Below are 18,771 nucleotides of genomic sequence, written 5' to 3'. Positions count from 1 at the left end.
CGAAACCAAATCAACAGGTTTCGGATTTTTACACATCAGCAGGATCGGTCAATGGATCCTTAACTGATCGGCATTAGACCCTTGGGTCGCTCTTTTTATTGCTGTTTTGTGCCTTACTGCTGCTTTTACATCCGCCCCAGGGAGCCAGCTGATCGGGCCCGCTTTGATCCCTCTGCATTGCCGCACTCCCTCAATTTACCCCAAATCCTTCATGCTGGTGTCATCTCGCTGTCATTGGGCGGGGCCAAGCTGCCCCTTGTACTCAACAAGCATGCCAAGCGGGCCTGGCGCCTGCATCCATCAACAGGAGCATCTTATGACCAGCTGGGTAATGTGGGAGATCTGGTGGAGCCGGGGATGGGGCGAACATCAGCAAGGATCGCTGACAGAGGAGCATGAGGACGAAGTGGCCCATGAGCCTGCACGACTGCCCGCCGAATTGACTGCACAGGGCAAGGGCACGTACGCGCCTCGGCCAAGGGGTTGAGGCGGCATAGTTCACCTTGTGGTGCGCCGATTAAGGGGGAGGCGTTGTGATCCTTGCTGATGCTGTCGGGGTGATCAGAAGAGCCGCAGTTGTTCACCCGGGCGGATAAAGCCGTCCCGCCGCAGCTGAAGATGGCGCTTGCCCAAGCCCAAACGCTTGTTGATGAGCCGAAAGCGCTGGGCGAGCAAGTCCGCAAACTGGCCCTCACCGCGCATCCGTGCGCCAAAGGCGGAGCTGTTGAGCCCGCCATCCCGACTGGCTCGCAACTGGTTCAGGATGGCCTCCTTCTGGCCGGGGTAGTGCTCCTCCAGCCAGTCGCTGAACAGTGTGGCCAGCTCGTGGGGCAATCGCAGCAGTATGTAGTCGGCGCTCTGGGCGCCGGCTTCGGCTGCCGCCTTGATGATGTGCTCGAGCTCAGGTTCGTTGAGGCGCGGGATCATGGGCGCCGCCAGCACGCCGACCGGTACTCCTGCCTGTGCCAGCTTTTCAATCACCTTGAGCCGACCCGTGCCTGTGCTGGCCCTGGGTTCCAGCTGTCGCCGCAGGGTTTCATTTAATGTCGTCACCGACACCATCACCTGACAGAGTCCCTCCCGAGCCAGTTCGGCCAGCAGATCGAGGTCGCGCAATATCATGGCGCTCTTGGTGATGATGCCGACCGGGTGGCGATGGGCCAGCATCACTTCCAGCAATTGGCGGGTGAGGCGATAGTGATGCTCGATGGGCTGGTAAGGATCGGTATTGGCCCCCAGCACGATAGTGTCCGGCTGGTAGCCGGGTTTGGCAAACTCCCGTCGCAACAGCTCGGCGGCATTGAGCTTGGCAAACAGCCTGGTCTCGAAGTCGAGACCGGGGGATAGCTCCAGGTAGGCATGGCTCGGTCTGGCATAACAGTAGATGCAGCCATGCTCACAGCCCTGATAGGGGTTGATGGAGCGACCAAAGGGCACATCCGGCGAGCGGTTGTAACTGATGATGCTGCGGGCGGTTATCTCCTTCACCTCGGTGCGGGGATCGCTGGCGGCAAATGCCGCTTCCCACTCGGGTTGAGCCCAGCCGTCATCGACTGCGTCGACCCGCTGACCGCTGAAGCGGTGATCAACATTGTGGAAACTGCCTCGTCCTGCCATCACATCACACCGATACTGTTTATATATACAGTCATCTTGCAAGCGTCAGTGCCAAAACACAAGCTCTCGCCATCGCTTCCTTGCTTAAAGCAGCATGACAAATAGATCTCTTGCTTGATCCCCCTGATACATTTCGTTTACATAGACAAAATGCGAACTGGATCACGGAAATCATCATGAAACCCATTGTCTCCCGCTGGCTGTTTATCGGTGTGCTTGGCCTGGTCATCTGGCGGCTGATCCCACTCTCCACCGAGCAGGAGCTGGCATCGGCCAATCGAGCTTGGCGTAGCGGCCAGTTCGAGACGGCGACAAAGATCTGGCAACCGCTGGCCGAGCAGGGGATCCCCCGGGCTCAGGCGCTGATGGGCTGGAGCCACGAGGTGGGGCAGGGCACAGCGCAGGACATGGAGCAAGCCATCAGCCTTTATCGCCAGTCGGCGCAGGCCGGAGACGCCTTTGGCCAATACCGGCTGGCGGAGGTCTATCTGCGCGGCGCCGGGGTGAAGCGGGACCTGCGGGAGGCATTTCACTGGATGGAGCTGGCGGCCCGCAACGGTGACGTGCCCGCCATGCTCAAAGTCGGTGTGCTGCACCTGATGGGGGTGAGTGGTCGGGTCGATCTGCCCCAGGCCAGGCAGTGGCTCTATCAGGCCTCGCAAAAGGGCAACAAGCTTGCATTGAAGGTGTTGGAGGAGCTCGCCCTGGCCGAGGAGGGGAGCAGTACCTTCGATTTCAACTGGCAACCCCTGCTGGGTGAGTGACTGGCAAGCGATTCATTTGGTTGTAGAAAATCTCACCAAACTCGATACAGCCCCGCCTACTTCTGGTAGCATGGTCCGGTTTTTGGTTTGCCTTGTGCCGTTAAGCAAGCTATTTGCGGCGCAGTGCGCCTCTGCAAAGTGCTGTAGAGAGCCAGAACATCACCCTTTTTGAATGATTTTTTCCATCCCGCATGTGCCCTTTGGTAGGGGGCACCACTGTATAAGGAAACACATAATGCCAATCATTACTCTGCCTGACGGCAGCCAACGTCAATTTGCCCACTCCGTTTCCGTCATGGACGTGGCCGCGGACATAGGTCCGGGTCTCGCCAAGGCGTGCATTGCCGGTCGGGTAAACGGTGAACTGGTGGATGCCTGCGAGCTCATCGAAGCCGATGCCTCCCTGGCCATCATCACCGCCAAAGACGAAGAAGGTCTGGACATACTGCGCCACTCCTGTGCTCACCTGCTGGGTCATGCCATCAAGCAACTCTGGCCCCAGACCAAGATGGCCATCGGTCCTGTCATCGATAACGGTTTCTACTACGACATCGATCTGGATCGTACCCTGACCGACGACGATCTGGCTGCCCTAGAAGAGCGCATGCTGGCGCTGGCCGCCAAGGATTACGACGTCATCAAGAAAAAAGTCTCCTGGCAGGAAGCGCGCGACGTGTTCGAAGCCCGTGGCGAGACTTACAAGGTCGAGATCCTGGATCAGAATATTGCCCGTGATGACCAGCCAGGTCTGTATCATCACGAAGAGTACGTCGACATGTGTCGTGGCCCGCACGTGCCCAACATGCGTCACTGCCACCACTTCAAGTTGCAGAAGATGTCTGGCGCCTACTGGCGTGGCGATTCCAACAACAAGATGCTGCAGCGTATTTACGGCACGGCCTGGGCTGACAAGAAGCAGCTCAAAGGCTACCTGCAGCGTCTGGAAGAGGCGTCCAAGCGCGACCACCGCAAGATAGGCAAGCAGCTCGACCTGTATCACATGCAGGAAGAAGCGCCTGGCATGGTGTTCTGGCACAACGATGGCTGGACCATCTTCCGTGAGCTGGAAACCTTCATCCGTGGCAAGCTCAAAGAGTACGACTATCAGGAAGTGAAGGGTCCCTTCATGATGGACAGGGTGCTGTGGGAGCGTTCAGGCCACTGGGAGAAGTATGCCCAGGCCATGTTCACCACCCAGTCCGAAAACCGTGAATACGCCATCAAGCCGATGAACTGCCCGGGTCACGTGCAGATCTTCAACCAGGGCCTGAAGTCTTACCGCGATCTGCCGCTGCGCATGGCCGAGTTTGGCTCCTGCCACCGCAACGAGCCGTCCGGTTCCCTGCACGGTCTGATGCGAGTGCGTGGTTTTACCCAGGATGACGCTCACATCTTCTGTACTGAAGAGCAGATCATGGAAGAGGTGTCTGCCTGTATCCGTATGGTCTATGACGTCTACGGCACCTTTGGTTTTGAAAATATCGTGGTCAAGCTCTCAACCCGTCCCGAGCAGCGTATCGGTTCCGATGAAGCCTGGGATCGCGCCGAGGCCGCCTTGGCCGAAGCCCTGGTGCTGAACGGCCTGAAATACGATCTGCAGCCGGGCGAGGGGGCTTTCTACGGTCCCAAAATCGAATTTACCCTGCATGATTGCCTTGATCGTGCTTGGCAGTGTGGTACCGTGCAGCTCGACTTTGCCCTGCCTGGACGTCTGGGTGCCACGTATGTGGGTGAAGACAACGAACGCCACGTACCGGTGATGATCCACCGGGCCATTCTGGGTTCACTCGAGCGTTTCATCGGTATTCTGACCGAAGAGTACGCCGGACTGTTCCCGACTTGGTTGGCTCCGACTCAGGCTGTGGTCATGAATATCACAGATAATCAGGCCGATTATGCGGTAAAAGTAGCCAAAGCATTGAATGATGCGGGTCTTCGCGCAAAAGCGGACTTGAGAAATGAGAAGATTGGCTTTAAAATCCGCGAGCATACTTTGAAGCGAGTACCTTTCATGCTGGTCTGCGGCGATAAAGAAGTTGAAGCCGGTAAGATTGCAGTACGGACTCGTAAAGGGGCTGACCTGGGCACTTATCCTGTTGAAGAGCTAGTTGCTCTGTTGACCCAGGAAGTTCAGACCCGCGGACAAAAGAAAGTGGAGGAATAAGCTATAAAAGGCGGAAAAAAACTGGGCAAGCAACCGCAAGCCCGCGCTCACCGGATCAATACCGAGATTCGTCTGAAAGAAGTTCGTCTCACTGGTATTGACGGAGAGCCTTTGGGTGTCGTCGAGATCCATGATGCACTGAACTTGGCCCTTGAGGCTGGAGTAGATCTGGTCGAGATCAGTCCTAACGCTGAACCGCCCGTTTGCCGCATCATGGATTACGGCAAATTCCTCTACGAAAAGAGCAAAACAACCAAAGAACAGAAGAAAAAGCAGAAAGTCGTCCAGGTCAAGGAAATAAAATTCCGTCCTGGTACTGACGAAGGCGACTATCAGGTAAAACTACGCAACCTGGTTCGCTTTCTAGAAGACGGGGACAAGGCTAAGGTCACCCTGCGCTTCCGTGGTCGTGAAATGGCTCACCAGGATCTTGGTATCAAGGTTCTGGAGCGCGTCAAGAACGATCTGGAAGAGTTGGCCGTAGTGGAGTCGTTCCCGAAAGTCGAAGGCCGTCAAGCTGTGATGGTCCTCGCACCCAAGAAGAAATCTTAAGGCCCACAAGAAATTGACTCATGGGTTCGCGCCCATGAGTTGGTTCGCCTTGCGATTTTGTTGTCACTCACAATGCGGAGTATGAAATGCCGAAGATGAAAACCAACCGGGGTGCTGCAAAGCGCTTCAAAAAGACTGGCTCGGGTCGCTTCAAGTGCAAGCATAACCACCTGCGTCACATCCTGACCAAGAAGAGCAGCAAGCGTAAGCGTAAGCTGGGACCGAAGTTCATGGTTTCCGCTGCCGACCACAAACGTGTTGTCGCTTGTCTGCCGTACGCATAAGGGGGGATGTAAAAAATGCCAAGAGTTAAACGTGGTGTGACTGCTCGAGCTCGTCACAAGAAAGTAATGAAAGCCGCCAAAGGTTACTACGGCGCCCGTTCCCGTGTTTACCGCGTAGCGGTACAAGCGGTAACCAAAGCTGGTCAGTATGCCTACCGTGACCGTCGCCAGAAAAAGCGTCAGTTCCGTCAGCTGTGGATTGCGCGTATCAACGCTGCAGCCCGTCAGAACGGTCTGTCCTACAGCCGTCTGATCAACGGTCTGAAGAAGGCTTCTATCGAGATCGATCGCAAGATCCTGTCCGATATCGCCGTTCACGACAAGTTGGCTTTCACCGCCCTGGTTGAAAAGGCTAAAGCAGCACTGGTTTAATCCGGTTCTGTTATGAAAGATAAAAGGAGGCTCAGGCCTCCTTTTTTGTTGTCTGCAATTTATCCAGTTCTGTTGTCAGACCCGACTGTTACCTCTGCATATCTGCAACATGATTTCATCATATGCCAACAAACTAGTATTGTTTCCCCATATTTAACGGGGAGAGGGGATCGGGTCAGCCTCTTCCCCGATAACAAAATGATTTCTAGGGAGAAAAGGCCACCTTAACTATGGTCAGCGAAGGGGCTTTTTTTGTATTATTCCCCTCTTGACCTTATTTAGCCTAACAGGCTCCTGTTTCGGGAGTGGTGACGAGGAAGACATGCAACAGCTTGAAGAAGTAGTCGGCCAGGCCAAGGCCGAAATTGAGGGCGTCAACGACGTTGCGACCCTCGACGAAATCCGGGTCAAATATCTGGGTAAAAAAGGCTTTTTTACCGAGCAGATGAAGACATTGGGCGCCTTGTCCGCCGAAGAGCGTCCCGCAGCGGGCGCCGTGATCAACCAGGCCAAGCAGCAGGTTCAGGATGCCCTGAACGCACGCCGTGATGCACTGGTAGAGCAGGAGCTGAACCAGAAGCTGGCTGCCGAGACCATCGATGTGAGCCTGCCGGGCCGTCGCATCGAGAATGGTGGTCTGCACCCTGTGACCCGTACCATTGAGCGCATCGAACGCCTGTTTGGCGAGATGGGGTTCAAGGTGGAACGCGGTCCCGAAATTGAAGATGGCTTCCACAACTTCGATGCGTTGAACATTCCGGCTCATCACCCGGCACGTACCGATCACGACACCTTCTACTTCAATCCCGATCTGATGCTGCGTACCCACACCTCGGGTGTGCAGATCCGCACCATGGAACATCAGCAACCGCCGATCCGCATCATAGCGCCGGGCCGCGTCTATCGTAACGACTACGACATGACCCACACGCCTATGTTCCACCAGGTTGAAGGCCTGCTGGTTGACGAGCATGCCAGCTTTACCGAACTCAAAGGCATACTGCACGACTTCCTGCGCAACTACTTCGAGGAAGATCTCACCATTCGCTTCCGTCCTTCTTATTTCCCGTTCACCGAGCCGAGTGCCGAAGTAGACGTCATGGGCAAGAACGGCAAGTGGCTGGAAGTGCTGGGTTGCGGCATGGTGCACCCGAATGTGCTGCGTTCGGTCGGCATCGATCCGGAAAAATACTCCGGCTTTGCCTTCGGCATGGGCGTTGAGCGCCTGACCATGCTGCGTTACGGGGTCAACGACCTGCGTGCCTTCTTCGAAAACGACCTGCGCTTCCTCAAGCAGTTCAAGTAAGGGCGAGAGAACATGAAATTCAGTAAATCCTGGGTGATGGAGTGGGTCCGCACCGAGTTGAGTGACAATGCACTGGCCGAGCAGATCACCATGGCCGGTCTGGAAGTGGACGCCGTGGAAGCGGTGGCTGGCCAGTTTAACAATGTGGTCGTGGGTGAAGTGGTCGAATGCGCCCAGCATCCGGACGCCGACAAGCTGCGGGTGACCAAGGTCAACGTGGGTGAGGCCGAGCTGCTGGACATCGTCTGCGGTGCGCCGAACTGCCGCGCCGGCTTGAAAGTGTGCGTTGCCAAAGTAGGGGCGACCCTGCCGGGTGATTTCACCATCAAGAAAGCCAAGCTGCGTGGCCAGCCGTCTCACGGCATGCTCTGCTCTTTCAGTGAGCTGGGTATCGACGTTGAAGCCGATGGCATCATCGAGCTGCCTGCCGATGCCCCCATCGGCACCGATATTCGCGATTACCTCAATCTGAACGACGTCTCCATTGACGTGGACTTGACCCCGAACCGTGCTGATTGCCTTGGTATCGCGGGGCTCGCCCGCGAGATTGGCGTGCTCAACAGCGTGGACGTGGTCGAGCCGACCTGGGCACCTGCTGTTGCCACCTGTGATGTCACCTTCCCGATCCGGGTGGAGGCGCCAGCCGATTGCCCCCGTTATCTGGGCCGCGTCATCAAAGGGCTGAACCTGCAAGCCAAGAGCCCGCTCTGGATGCAAGAGAAGCTGCGCCGTGGCGGTATCCGCTCCATCGACGCTATCGTCGACATCACCAACTTCCTGTTGCTGGAATATGGTCAGCCGATGCACGCCTTCGATCTGGCCAAGCTGGCAGGGGAACTGGTGGTGCGTCGCGCCCGTGCTGACGAGCCGATGACCCTGCTCGACGGCAACGAGGTGAAGCTCAAAGAGACCACCCTGGTGATTGCCGATGCCAAAGGCCCTGCCTGTATGGCCGGTATCTTCGGCGGTGATCGCACCGGTGTGTCCGAGACCACCACCGACATTCTGCTGGAGTGCGCCTTCTTCGCGCCGCTCTCCATCACGGGTCGTGCCCGTGCCTACGGTCTGCATACCGATTCGTCACATCGCTTCGAGCGCGGGGTCGATCCACAACTGCAAGCCAAGGTGATGGACAGAGCCACCCGTCTGCTGCTGGACATTTGTGGCGGAGAGTGCGGCGGCGAAGCGGGTCCGGTCATCGAGGTCAAATCCGATGCCCATCTGCCGAAAGCGGCGCCCATCAAACTGCGTCGCACCAAGCTCGACAAGGTGATTGGCATCAGTGTGGCTGATGCTCAAGTGGTCGAGATCCTGACTCGCCTCGGCATGCAGGTGACCGTTGACGCCGATGGCTGGACCGCACTGGCACCCTCCTGGCGTTTTGACATCGCCATCGAGGAAGACCTCATCGAGGAAGTTGCCCGCATTTACGGCTACAACAATATCCCGAACCTCAAACCGGCCGCCTCCCTGGCGATGGTTGAGCAGGCAGAAGGGCAGGTGACCCTCAAGCGGGTGCGTGACCTGCTGGTTGACCGCGGCTTCCAGGAAGCGATCACCTACAGCTTCGTGGATCCCAAAGCGCAGCAACTGCTCTATCCGCAAAGCGATGCCATAGTGCTGCCGAACCCGATTTCGGTCGAGATGTCCGCCATGCGCGTCTCCCTGTTCCCAGGGCTGGTGCAGGCGGTGGTCTACAACCAGAATCGTCAGCAGCCGCGGGTACGTCTGTTCGAGCAGGGTCTGCGTTTCATCAAGGACGCGAGCGCCGAGAACGGCATCCGTCAGGAACCTATGCTGGCCGGTATCATCACCGGCAACCAGAGCGACGAGCACTGGGACATCAAGAGCCGTGCAGCTGACTTCTTTGATTTGAAAGGGGATCTGGAAGCAGTGCTGGACTTGACTGCCGAAGGAGCTACTTTCAGCTTCGGGCGTACCGAGCACAGTGCCCTGCACCCGGGCCAGAGCGCAGCCATTTTGCGCAATGGCGAGGTGCTCGGCCATATCGGCGTGATCCACCCGAGCCTCGAGAAGAAGCTGGGTCTCAAGACCCGGGCCATCATGTTCGAGCTGGAACTGAACAAGCTGATCCCTGCCAAGGTGCCGCTTGCTGCCGAGGTTTCTCGCTTCCCAGCCAACCGTCGTGATATCGCCGTGGTGGTAGACCGTCAGGTTCTGGCCGGTGATGTCCTCGCAGTAATTAAAAAAGTTGGCGGAAATCAGGTAGTTGGAATAAACTTGTTTGACGTATACCAGGGTGCTGGTATGGCCGAGGACAAGAAGAGCCTGGCCATCAGTCTTGTATTGCAAGATACCCAGCGCACTCTGGAGGAGAAAGAGATTGCCGAGACCGTAGACAATGTCGTGCGGGCCCTTGGTGAAGAGTTGAATGCATCCTTGAGGGATTGATCTATGGCGCTTACCAAAGCCGACATTGCAGAGCACCTGTTCACCCAACTCGGGATGAGCAAGCGTGAAGCCAAAGATATGGTGGAAGCCTTCTTTGAGGAAATCAGACAGGCGCTTGAGCGTGGTGAACAAGTCAAGATTTCAGGCTTCGGTAACTTTGACCTTCGTGAGAAGAATCAGCGTCCCGGACGCAACCCCAAGACAGGCGAGGATATTCCTATCAGTGCCCGTCGTGTGGTGACCTTCCGGCCTGGCCAGAAACTCAAGGCCAGGGTAGAAAATGTTGAACCCAACGAGTGACAAAAAGCCAGGCAAACGCCTGGCTTTTACTTTTTCATGATGAAATCCAACTTATTGTTCGGTTTGTTGCTGGCCATGCCGGTGCAGGCCATGACGCTGCCTCTGTCCCCCGCAACCCAGGCGTATGCCGACACTCTCACCTCGCTGACCATCTGTTACCCCGCCCTGATCCGGCCGCCCTATCTCGAGGAGTCGGGGGGGCTGCTCATCGACCAGTTGGATCGGCTGGCCGAACAGCTGCCGGTGCCCTTGCTGCACGAGAAGCTGCCAAACTGGCCCGCGGTTCAGCAGGCCCTGCTGGCGGGGCGCTGCGATCTCATTCCTGACATAGGCCCTTCACGGCAGGCATTGCCTGGCATGGCGCTCAGTCGCGCCCTGCTGGAAGCCGAGTCCGCCATTCTGTACAAGGGTGAGCTGGAGCGTGCCACCTTCCTGGTGTCACCCCTTTGGCAGGCGAGCGAGGTGCTCAAAACGCTCTATCCCCATTCGACCCAGCTGGTCCTGACCGATGCCGTCAACTGGTACTCGTCACTGGTAGCTGGCAAGGGAACGGCCTATCTCGGCGACTACCTGCAACTGCGTTACCTGATGCGCGAATACCCGGATGTGGGACTGCGTCTGCGCCGTTTACGCAGCGATGAGCTGGTGCTCAGCTATCGGCTGATGATGCGTGACAAGCCAGAGCTCAGGGAGCTGGTCGACATGGCGATCCGCTATATGCCGCCCGGGGGCGTCTACAAGGATCTCGAGCGCTATCTGGAGCAGGGGGAGCAGGACATCAACCCCTTGCACTTTACCGACAAGGAGCAGGCCTGGCTGGTCGGTACCTCCCGTGCCGTCAAGTTGGTGGTGAACCCTGCATTGATGCCTTATAGCGGCACCGACAAGCAGGGGCAGCTCAGGGGCTGGAGTGCAGATGTGCTGCGCCGGGTGAGCCAGCAGACCGGGATGATTTTTCATGTGGTGCCAGTCAAGGACACCGAAGACGCCCTGGCCAGGCTGCGCAGTGGCGAGGCAGACATGATGGCGGGTCTGCTGGAGACACCGGCCTTGACTGGCGAGTTTGATTTCACTCGCATCGTGGTAGCCAGTCGTTATGCCCTGGTCAGCCGCAAGTTGCGGTCTTTCGATCGACTTGAGGAGATCAAGGGCGAGGTGGTCGTGCCCGCCAGCCTCTATGATCCGGACATGCTGGCCCGTTTGGGCAAGCATGCGTGGCGAAAGAGCGAGACCCTTGAGTCGGGTATTGCGGAGGTACAGGCGGGCAGGGCGGACGCCATGCTGGCCGAGCTGTATCAGTTGCAATATCCGCTTCGCAACAATCTGCTGGCTGGACTGGATATCAAGGAGCTGCCGGATCGTTTCGGGCTAGGGTTTGCCATCAGTCCCCGCAGCCCCAGGCTGGCCGGTGTGATGGAGCAGAGCCTGATGACGATCACAGGCCAGCAGAACGATGATCTCAACCAGCGCTGGCGTCAGCTGGTACTGACCCAGCAGAGCGGCGTCAGCTATGGCATTTGGCTGGGGTCCGTGTTGCTGGCATTGCTGATCAGTGCTGGTGTCATCTGGTTGATCTGGCGTTCCCGCCAGCAGCTGGCGCGAGAAGTGAGCCGACGTCAGGAGATGGAGCAGACCCTGGCACTGGAGAGTCAGTTCAGGGAATCCCTGTTCCAGGCACTGCCTGTGCCCGTCTTCCTGCGAAATGATCAGGGGGAGATCATCAAGCGCAACAAGCAGGCCAAACGGCTAGAGGCTCGCTATCTGGCTGAACTCAGCCTGCCGCCGTCCCAGTTGCAGGGAACCGAAGGGGAAATGACCCTCGGCGATCAGGTGTTCTCCTATGCCCAGATCCCGCTGCGACTGGGCAAGCAGGCGCCGGCGGGGGATCTGATCGCGCTCTCCGACATCAGCGCCCTGCGCGAGCGTACGCGTTTGCTGCATCAGGCCGAGCGACGTCTGCGCGCCCTTACCAATACGGTGCCCGGCGTCGTCATCCAGTTCCTCTTGCAGCAGGGGAAAATAACCCGGGTCGAATTTATCAGCCGTGGCAGTTACGAGCTGCTGGGCCTGGCCAGCCAGCAGATCCGCCGCCATCCCGACAGCGCACTCAGCCGTCTGGTACATCAGGACAGGCGCGAGATGCGGGCGCCCATGCTGGCCATGTTGCATGCCGGCCAACCTTTTTCCTACGCGCTGCGCTATGAACATCCGGTCAAGGGCACGCGCTGGCTGCAATGTTATGGTCGTGGCCGCAGCCAGCAGGAAGGGGGGTGGCGGGTTTACGGTGTGGTGCAGGATGTGACCGCCAGGGTCGAGCAGGAGCGTGCCTTGCAGGCGTCCCATGAGCGGGCCGAACAGGCCGTCCTGGCCAAGGGGCGCTTCCTCGCGGCGGTGAGCCATGAAATTCGTACTCCCATGAATGCCATTCTGGGACTGCTGGAGTGGCTCAATCACACCCCCTTGTCAGCGGAGCAGCACTCAGCGCTCTCCCATGTCAGACAGGCGGGGGACGAGCTGCTCGGTCTGCTCAACGATGTGCTCGATTTCAGCCGCAACGAGAACCGGCAGCTGGCTCTCTCTCCCCAGCCAACCGACCTGGTTGATTTGTGCGAGCATGTGGCGGCGGTACACTGGTCCAAGGCCCGCTCCAAGCGGTTGCAGCTGCGACTGGATATCGACCATCACCTGCCCGCCCAGGTGGAGCTGGATCCCCATAGAGTGCAGCAGGTGCTGCACAATCTGCTCGCCAATGCCATCAAGTTCAGCTGTGCAGGTGAAGTCGTGCTGTGGGCACGCCGTCAAGGCAACCGTCTGCTGTGCGGCGTGGATGATGACGGGCCGGGTATCAGCGACGATCTGCTGCCTCGCCTGTTCCTGCCATTCGAGCAGGGAGGAGAGGAGGGCCAGCCCAGGGCTCAGGGCACAGGACTGGGGCTGGCCATCAGCCGCCAGCTGATGGAGCAGATGGGTGGCGAGATCCGGGTCGAACCGCGTCCTCTCGGGGGCAGCCGTTTCACCTGCAGCTTGCCCTTGGTGCTGCTGCACGAGATGCCGCGCTGGCAACCGAGAGTGGCCAGCGTCAATATCCAGCTGAACGATGCGGAGCGTGCCTATCTCGTGCCCTGGCTTGGCGAGCTCGGCCTGACCGAGGATCCCGTCGGCCCCCTGCTGCGCGCCGCCGAAGATGATCAGGGTCTGCGTTACTGGGACTGGCAGGGCGAGCCCTGGGTGCCAGGCTCTGTGGTCAGCCTGTTGCAGCCAAGGCTGGTGTCCTCAGCCCTGGAGGAGATGAGTTTGCCAGGGCAGGGGATGCGGGTGTTGCTGGTTGAAGATCATGAAGTGAATCGGGTGTTGATCAGCATGCAGTTGACCCAGCTGGGGGCCGAGGTACTGAGTGCGGCCAATGGTCGGCTGGCGCTCGATATTCTGCAGCACGAAACCGTGGATCTGGTGCTGACCGATCTGCAGATGCCAGTGATGGATGGTGCCCAGCTGTGCCAGCAGTTGCGGGATTCTGCGCGCTGGCACCATCTGCCTGCCTACGTTATCACAGCCGATCTCAGCGAGCAGGCGGCGCAGCGACTGGCCAGCTGCGGTTGTCGAGGACATCTGGACAAACCCCTGTTGCTTAAAGATCTGGCCAATTTACTGCGCAGCGTGCCAAGGCTTGCGGACACGAGTGTCCTCTTGTCCGCACCCTCTCCCGGCACCGCAGGCGAGGAAATGGGGGCCGGGTGGCATGAGCCGGCACTGCCCCTCCTGAGTCGCGAGTTGATAAACCTCTATCTGGAGGCAACTCGTCAAGATCTGGCTGACATTGAGCAGTGCATCACACAAGGAGATGCTGAAGCGCTTGATGCGGCTTTACACAAGATGAAGGGGGCGGCCAAAATGGTGGGCGCCACCCCGCTGATCCAGGTGATCGAGCAGTGGAAACGGGATCCACAACAACCCCTGATGCCCCCGCTGCGGCACGCTCTGGATGAAGTCTGCCGGCGATTAGGTGAGAGAGTCTGACATGATCATCACAGATGAAGAGTTATTGGCGTTGCTGAACTCGGAAGAGACCCAGGAGCGTTTTTTTTACCCGGTGACCCTCTATGCACTGGACGGAGTGGCCTATCAGGCGGCAAAAGCCGTTACCTTGCCCGAATTTGCCACCTTACGTCGCACGCAACCCGATGCCCGCTGGCCGTGGGAGGGGTTGTTCGCCGCCGGTGCCATCGCCCTGTTTGATCCCGCCTCACACGCCGGTGCCGACTATTTGCCGCAGTTGATGAACCAGAGCGATGGCATCTATCGGCTCTCGGATGACTGGCTGGCAGGGGTCCATGACAGGTACCAGCAGTGGCTGCAGTGGCTGGCACAGATGCAGATCTTGTTGCTGGAGGATCACCCGTTTCAAGGCGCCCATATCCAGCAGGAGATCCAGGGATTGGGTCTGTCCTGCCAATGGGTGCAGGATGGCGATGCCTGTATCCAGGTGCTGGAACAGGGCGGCGTCAAGCTACTCATCAGCGATCTCAGCCTGGTGGAGCAGGATGCCATCGGTCTGTTGATGAGCCAGCCTCAATATCAGCAAAGCGGCCTGCCCATCATATTGCTGTCGGCCCACGATCAGACCCTGATCGACGGGGCCCGCCGGCTGTTGCACGATGCGGGTTTCAATGTGGTGGCCGCCCTGGCCAAACCGCTGTTGAGCGATGATCTGCTGCGGCTGCTCAAGGCGCTCTATCTGGGGCCACAGCGGCAACAGCGGCTCAGTGGCTTGCGCCGTACCGTCCGCAGCTGGCAGGGGGAGGAGAAGGGGCTGCTCGGACTCTTGTCCGACCCGCCATCCCCGCTGCCCATCTGGCTGGCGGTGACAGGTTTACCGCCACGGTGGGAGCTGGTGCGGGATTGGCTGGGCAGACAGGGACGAGATGCCACTGAACTGACCCTGGTCATTCACCGCCGTGATCACCTGCTCAGCCAGGCCGAGCGGTTCGCACTGGTGCTGCAAGCCAGTCTGGCTGGCGTCAAGCTTGCGCTGCTGCTCGACAATGACCAGCATATGCCGTTTGATTTGCTGGAGAGGGTGCCATTGCAGCACCTGCTGCTGGGGCAGAGCCTGCTCCCGGGGCTCGAGGCCATGACGGCGGACTCCCTGCTGGGCCGCTTCATCCATAGGGCCAGAGAGCTTGGCATTGCCCTCTATCTGGATGATCCCTTCAACCTGCTCGACAGTACCCTGTGGCGCGATCGCGGCATGACGGGGCGCTGGTAACCCGTGCCCCGTTACCTCTGCTGGCCCCCCGATGAGGCGCGTTTGCGACGTAGCCTGGCCGGCTGGCTGCATCCGACGTCACGGGCCTCCTTGCCCTTGATGATGGAAGTGGGCGGGGTCCCCTGTCGCTTGCAGGAGCTGGCTGGCGCCGATCCGGAATCGATCAGAGCCGCCTACGAGGCGTTGAGCGAGCAGAGCATTTACCTGCGCTTCATGCGGGCAAAACAGCCGGCTACCGATGATCAACTGGCCTTCTTTCTCGACTATCCCAGAGCCCCCCAGATAGCGCTGCTGCTGACCGATGGTCAGGGGCGGCCGCTGGCTCAGGCCCAGTCCATACGGCGGCGGCTGCACCCGGACCGGGCCGAGTTCTCCTGTCTGGTCGCAGATCACTTCCAGCACAGGGGGGCGGGCAGGCGCATTCTGCTGGCGCTGGCACTGCTGGCGCGCGCCGAGGGCATTCGGGAGTGGACCGCAGAAGTATTGGCCCAGAATCGCCCCATGCTGGCGCTCCTGCGTGGGTTGGGGCTGCCGCTCACCCTGGTGACGGGGCGGGAGCTGGTGTTTGTCCGGCTCGATCTGAGCGTGCTCGATACCTTGTGAAGCGGGTATCCTCATAAGACCAAGGGTGAATAGGATGCCTTTTCAGCCTGTGCTAAGGTCAGCCTTGTATGGGATCAGAGGGAAGCAGTCATGGTGCAATCAGCTAAACACATCGTCATTCTTACCGGCGCCGGTATTTCTGCCGAATCCGGCATCAAGACCTTCCGTGCCTGTGACGGTTTGTGGGAAGAGCACAGGGTGGAGGATGTGGCGACCCCGGAAGGGTACGCCCGGGATCCCGCCCTGGTGCAGGGTTTCTACAACTCGCGCCGTCATCAGCTGCAACAACCGCAGATCCATCCCAATCCTGCCCACTATGCCCTCGCCCGCCTCGAGCGCCTGTTGCCTGGCACTGTCACCCTGGTGACCCAGAATATCGACAACCTGCACGAGAGCGCGGGCAGCAAGAACCTTATCCATATGCACGGCGAGCTGCTCAAGGCCCGCTGTCCCGAGTCGGGCCAGGTGATCGAATGGCGCGGCGATCTCCATCAGGACGAACTCTGCTCCTGTTGCCAGTTCCCCCAGCCGCTGCGCCCGCACGTGGTCTGGTTTGGCGAGATGCCGCTGGGGCTGGATCGCATCTATGGCGCCCTGGCCCAGTGCGACCTTTTCATCTCCATCGGGACTTCGGGGGCCGTCTACCCTGCTGCCGGCTTCGTGCACGAGGCTGGCCTCAACGGCGCCCATACCATAGAGCTCAACCTGGAACCGAGCGAGGTGGGCAGCCAGTTTGACGAGAAGCGCTATGGACCGGCCTCCCTGCTGGTGCCCGCTTTCGTTGACGAGTTGCTGGAGCGCTGCGGCGTGCATCAGCCCAAACAGATAGAGGGTCACAACTGGATGGAGATGCGTGGATCCTGAGCTACTGTGTGACGTCACAGTTGCAATGAGAGTGTGAAATCGCGACACTGACAACCAAAATATGGGACGCAGTTGGCGCAAATGATCATGACCCTAGTGAAGCAATGGATCGCTTTTTTTCTCCTGATGCTGGCCAGTGCCAGCGCATTGGCATCGATCCCCCTGATGACATTGGTGCTGCCCGATGGTCGGCAGATAGCGCTCGATGACGCTGCACTGGCCGCCTTGCCGCAAACCCAATTCAAGACAGCGACCCCCTGGACCACGGATATGCATGACTACCGTGGCCCGACCCTGGCGGCTGTGCTGGCGGCGCAAGGGGTCAAGAATGTGAGTAAAATTGCCGTCTCGGCACTTAATGGCTATCAGCAGGTGGTGGATCTCGCCCTGTTTGAGGAGGCACCACTGACCCTGGTGCGCCATGAGGATGGCAAGCCGCTGACCCGCCGCAACAAGGGGCCGCTCTGGTTGTTGATCCCCCTTTCCAGTTACCCCAAGCTGGATATCCCCCTCATTCATAACTGCATGGTCTGGCAGGTAACCCGCATCGAGATCATCGGTTGATGGGTCGTCAGCGTCACAATCTGCTCCTGGTCTCGATCACCCTGCTGTTTCTGTTCTCCTCGGGTTGTGGACTCTATCTGCAGCACCGCCAGGAGCAGCTGGTCGATACCTTCTATCGCAACATCCACTGGAACATCAGCCAGGTGATGCTGGAATCCCAGCGTTTTCTCTACGACTTGCGCCTCTACCGGGCCGGGCAACTGGATATGGAGACCCTGAGCCTGGATTATGATCTGTTGTGGAACCGGCTGGATATCTTCCTCATCAGCAGCGAGACCGCCGATGCGAGGCAGCGTCACGGACTGGGCAAGGCCCTGGCCGGACTGTTCGAGCAGATTAAACTGCTCGAGCCACAGATGCAGGCCGGGCAGTTGCGCGAAGGGACCGAGCTCGAGCAGTTGCAGACCAGGATTGCCGAACAGACCCATCAGATTGGGGTGGTGGGCGATCGGATCCTCTCCAGTCAGGAGCGGGAAGCCTCGGTCAACCAGATCCGCAGCAGCCTGTTCTGGCTGCAAATCTGTCAGTTGATCCTGTTGGTGACCGGTGGTGCCCTGGTGTTTGCCCTCATTCGAGCCAACTTGCAAAACCGGCGCCTCTCTTTGCTCGACCCCCTGACCCAGCTCGGCAATCGCCGGGCCTTGCAGGAGCAGCTGACTCGCTCGCTGCAATCTTCCCGCGCTCAGGCACTGGTGGTACTTGATCTGAAGCGCTTCAAGCAGGTCAACGATCTGCTTGGCTATCAGGTGGGGGACAGGTTATTGCAAACGGTGTCGAACAAGCTGCAGCAGGCCTACAGCGGGCACGCCTATCGGCTGGGAGGGGACGAGTTTGCGGTGATCCTGACCGAAGACATACAGGGCATGGAGGAACAGATCCAGGCCCTGAAGCAACTGCTGCATTTCGAGTTTGTGACCCGGGAGAGCCGTTTCGAGCTGGCGTGCCGGCTGGGGGTAGCCCAGGTAGAGGAGACGCAGGATCCCAATCGACTGCTGGATCAGGCTATCCTTGCCCTCAATCAGGCCAAACACGATGCCAATGGGGATATCGCCTGGTTTCAGCCAGGCATGTTGCAGCAATTGCAGCTGACCCAGCGTCAGTTGCACCAGCTGCGGGACTGGTTGGCACACCGGATACCATCCCCTCTGGTGGTCGATATGCCATTGCTGAGCAGTGAGAACGGGCTCAGGGTGAGGGGAGTGTTGCTGCGCTGGCAGGACAATCTGGCACCCTGCGAGATGAGTTGGCTGCAGGAGGGGGGCATACTGGGGCCCGTGATCGCGCGGTTGCTGCAAGAGCATGAACAAGCCGCACTCGATGAGCCTCAACCACTGCTGATAGCGCTCAATCATCAGGCCCAGTTGGCCCATGTGCTGGCCTATCTACCCGCCACTGTGCATGTCGAGCCGATCTTGCTGTTACCTGCCTTGCAACAGGATGCCAGCTTGCTGGCCAAGGTGAATCAGCGCGGTTGTACCCTGGCGCTGAGCGAGCTTGGCAGCAGCACACCAACGCTGCTGGCCGCCGGCTGGCCGGTGCGCTACTGGTTGCCGGAGAGCGCAAGTCACACCGGCTTGTTGCAGCCGCTGGCACAACAGTTGGGGTTGGTGCGCCTCATTCCGGCAGATGTTCAGGCTGCGCGGCAGGCCTGACTGGCTGCGATAAAAAGGGCGATCCTATGGATCGCCCTTTTTGCATGCGTC

At 59.0% G+C, this 18,771-nt stretch carries 16 protein-coding genes; 15 read left to right on the top strand and 1 reads right to left on the bottom strand.

Annotated elements, in window-relative coordinates; all coding sequences use genetic code 11:
* The first annotated feature begins 316 nt into the window (after window positions 1-316).
* Window positions 317-487 (top strand): hypothetical protein, encoded by a 171-nt coding sequence (locus OKC28_RS15525; RefSeq protein ID WP_021138699.1) that lies wholly within the window; start codon window positions 317-319, stop codon window positions 485-487.
* Window positions 488-561: 74 nt separating this feature from the next.
* Here the strand turns inward: OKC28_RS15525 and OKC28_RS15520 are convergent, their stop codons facing one another.
* Complete coding sequence (locus OKC28_RS15520; RefSeq protein WP_021138700.1) at window positions 562-1,617, bottom strand: PA0069 family radical SAM protein; 1,056 nt, start codon at window positions 1,615-1,617, stop codon at window positions 562-564.
* A 176-nt stretch (window positions 1,618-1,793) separates the two neighbouring features.
* Here OKC28_RS15520 and OKC28_RS15515 point away from each other — a divergent pair, with 176 nt between their 5' ends.
* The 14 genes from OKC28_RS15515 (at window position 1,794) to OKC28_RS15450 (ending at window position 18,720) form a co-directional block, all read left to right on the top strand.
* Window positions 1,794-2,381: a tetratricopeptide repeat protein gene (locus OKC28_RS15515; protein ID WP_021138701.1), complete on the top strand. Its 588-nt coding sequence runs from the start codon at window positions 1,794-1,796 to the stop codon at window positions 2,379-2,381.
* A gap of 235 nt (window positions 2,382-2,616) precedes the next feature.
* Window positions 2,617-4,545: a threonine--tRNA ligase gene (gene thrS / locus OKC28_RS15510; protein ID WP_021138702.1), complete on the top strand. Its 1,929-nt coding sequence runs from the start codon at window positions 2,617-2,619 to the stop codon at window positions 4,543-4,545.
* 3 nt (window positions 4,546-4,548) lie between these two features.
* Window positions 4,549-5,097 carry a translation initiation factor IF-3 gene (infC, locus tag OKC28_RS15505; RefSeq protein WP_011898682.1) on the top strand — a complete coding sequence of 183 codons (549 nt, stop codon included), beginning with the start codon at window positions 4,549-4,551 and terminating at the stop codon, window positions 5,095-5,097.
* An 86-nt stretch (window positions 5,098-5,183) separates the two neighbouring features.
* Window positions 5,184-5,381 carry a 50S ribosomal protein L35 gene (gene rpmI / locus OKC28_RS15500; protein WP_005315535.1) on the top strand — a complete coding sequence of 66 codons (198 nt, stop codon included), beginning with the start codon at window positions 5,184-5,186 and terminating at the stop codon, window positions 5,379-5,381.
* Between the two features lie 15 nt (window positions 5,382-5,396).
* A complete protein-coding gene (gene rplT / locus OKC28_RS15495) occupies window positions 5,397-5,753 on the top strand; it encodes a 50S ribosomal protein L20 (protein WP_005300683.1) in 357 nt (118 codons plus the stop codon).
* Window positions 5,754-6,075: 322 nt separating this feature from the next.
* Window positions 6,076-7,059, top strand: a complete 984-nt coding sequence (gene pheS / locus OKC28_RS15490; protein WP_005315542.1) for a phenylalanine--tRNA ligase subunit alpha — start codon at window positions 6,076-6,078, stop codon at window positions 7,057-7,059.
* A gap of 12 nt (window positions 7,060-7,071) precedes the next feature.
* Complete coding sequence (pheT, locus tag OKC28_RS15485) at window positions 7,072-9,471, top strand: phenylalanine--tRNA ligase subunit beta (protein ID WP_256688345.1); 2,400 nt, start codon at window positions 7,072-7,074, stop codon at window positions 9,469-9,471.
* 3 nt (window positions 9,472-9,474) lie between these two features.
* Window positions 9,475-9,771 (top strand): integration host factor subunit alpha, encoded by a 297-nt coding sequence (gene ihfA / locus OKC28_RS15480; protein ID WP_005300715.1) that lies wholly within the window; start codon window positions 9,475-9,477, stop codon window positions 9,769-9,771.
* 54 nt (window positions 9,772-9,825) lie between these two features.
* Complete coding sequence (locus OKC28_RS15475) at window positions 9,826-13,788, top strand: ATP-binding protein (protein ID WP_021138704.1); 3,963 nt, start codon at window positions 9,826-9,828, stop codon at window positions 13,786-13,788.
* A gap of 1 nt (window position 13,789) precedes the next feature.
* On the top strand, window positions 13,790-15,037 hold the full coding sequence (locus tag OKC28_RS15470; RefSeq protein WP_099368979.1) for a response regulator: 1,248 nt from the start codon (window positions 13,790-13,792) through the stop codon (window positions 15,035-15,037).
* Window positions 15,038-15,040: 3 nt separating this feature from the next.
* Window positions 15,041-15,640: a GNAT family N-acetyltransferase gene (locus OKC28_RS15465; RefSeq protein WP_034523581.1), complete on the top strand. Its 600-nt coding sequence runs from the start codon at window positions 15,041-15,043 to the stop codon at window positions 15,638-15,640.
* A gap of 90 nt (window positions 15,641-15,730) precedes the next feature.
* The gene (cobB, locus tag OKC28_RS15460; RefSeq protein ID WP_005315566.1) at window positions 15,731-16,504 is read left to right on the top strand and encodes a Sir2 family NAD+-dependent deacetylase; all 774 of its coding nucleotides are present in this window, start codon (window positions 15,731-15,733) and stop codon (window positions 16,502-16,504) included.
* Window positions 16,505-16,591: 87 nt separating this feature from the next.
* Complete coding sequence (locus OKC28_RS15455) at window positions 16,592-17,068, top strand: hypothetical protein (protein WP_034523583.1); 477 nt, start codon at window positions 16,592-16,594, stop codon at window positions 17,066-17,068.
* Window positions 17,068-18,720 (top strand): GGDEF domain-containing protein, encoded by a 1,653-nt coding sequence (locus tag OKC28_RS15450; RefSeq protein WP_021138708.1) that lies wholly within the window; start codon window positions 17,068-17,070, stop codon window positions 18,718-18,720. The genes OKC28_RS15455 and OKC28_RS15450 overlap by 1 nt, the downstream gene beginning before the upstream one ends.
* Window positions 18,721-18,771 lie beyond the last annotated feature (51 nt).

The organism is Aeromonas sp. D3, assembly GCF_027705025.1.
GTDB lineage: Bacteria > Pseudomonadota > Gammaproteobacteria > Enterobacterales > Aeromonadaceae > Aeromonas > Aeromonas salmonicida.
Note: the sequence above shows the minus strand (reverse complement) of the source record. Positions and strands in the feature narration are given on the sequence as shown.

Bases quoted from the DNA above. Each gene is read 5' to 3' on its own strand.
- OKC28_RS15525 (WP_021138699.1), top strand. From the start codon at position 317: ATGACCAGCTGGGTAATGTGGGAGATCTGGTGGAGCCGGGGATGGGGC.
- OKC28_RS15520 (WP_021138700.1), bottom strand. From the start codon at position 1,617: ATGGCAGGACGAGGCAGTTTCCACAATGTTGATCACCGCTTCAGCGGT.
- OKC28_RS15515 (WP_021138701.1), top strand. From the start codon at position 1,794: ATGAAACCCATTGTCTCCCGCTGGCTGTTTATCGGTGTGCTTGGCCTG.
- thrS (WP_021138702.1), top strand. From the start codon at position 2,617: ATGCCAATCATTACTCTGCCTGACGGCAGCCAACGTCAATTTGCCCAC.
- rpmI (WP_005315535.1), top strand. From the start codon at position 5,184: ATGCCGAAGATGAAAACCAACCGGGGTGCTGCAAAGCGCTTCAAAAAG.
- rplT (WP_005300683.1), top strand. From the start codon at position 5,397: ATGCCAAGAGTTAAACGTGGTGTGACTGCTCGAGCTCGTCACAAGAAA.
- pheS (WP_005315542.1), top strand. From the start codon at position 6,076: ATGCAACAGCTTGAAGAAGTAGTCGGCCAGGCCAAGGCCGAAATTGAG.
- pheT (WP_256688345.1), top strand. From the start codon at position 7,072: ATGAAATTCAGTAAATCCTGGGTGATGGAGTGGGTCCGCACCGAGTTG.
- ihfA (WP_005300715.1), top strand. From the start codon at position 9,475: ATGGCGCTTACCAAAGCCGACATTGCAGAGCACCTGTTCACCCAACTC.
- OKC28_RS15470 (WP_099368979.1), top strand. From the start codon at position 13,790: ATGATCATCACAGATGAAGAGTTATTGGCGTTGCTGAACTCGGAAGAG.
- cobB (WP_005315566.1), top strand. From the start codon at position 15,731: ATGGTGCAATCAGCTAAACACATCGTCATTCTTACCGGCGCCGGTATT.
- OKC28_RS15455 (WP_034523583.1), top strand. From the start codon at position 16,592: ATGACCCTAGTGAAGCAATGGATCGCTTTTTTTCTCCTGATGCTGGCC.
- OKC28_RS15450 (WP_021138708.1), top strand. From the start codon at position 17,068: ATGGGTCGTCAGCGTCACAATCTGCTCCTGGTCTCGATCACCCTGCTG.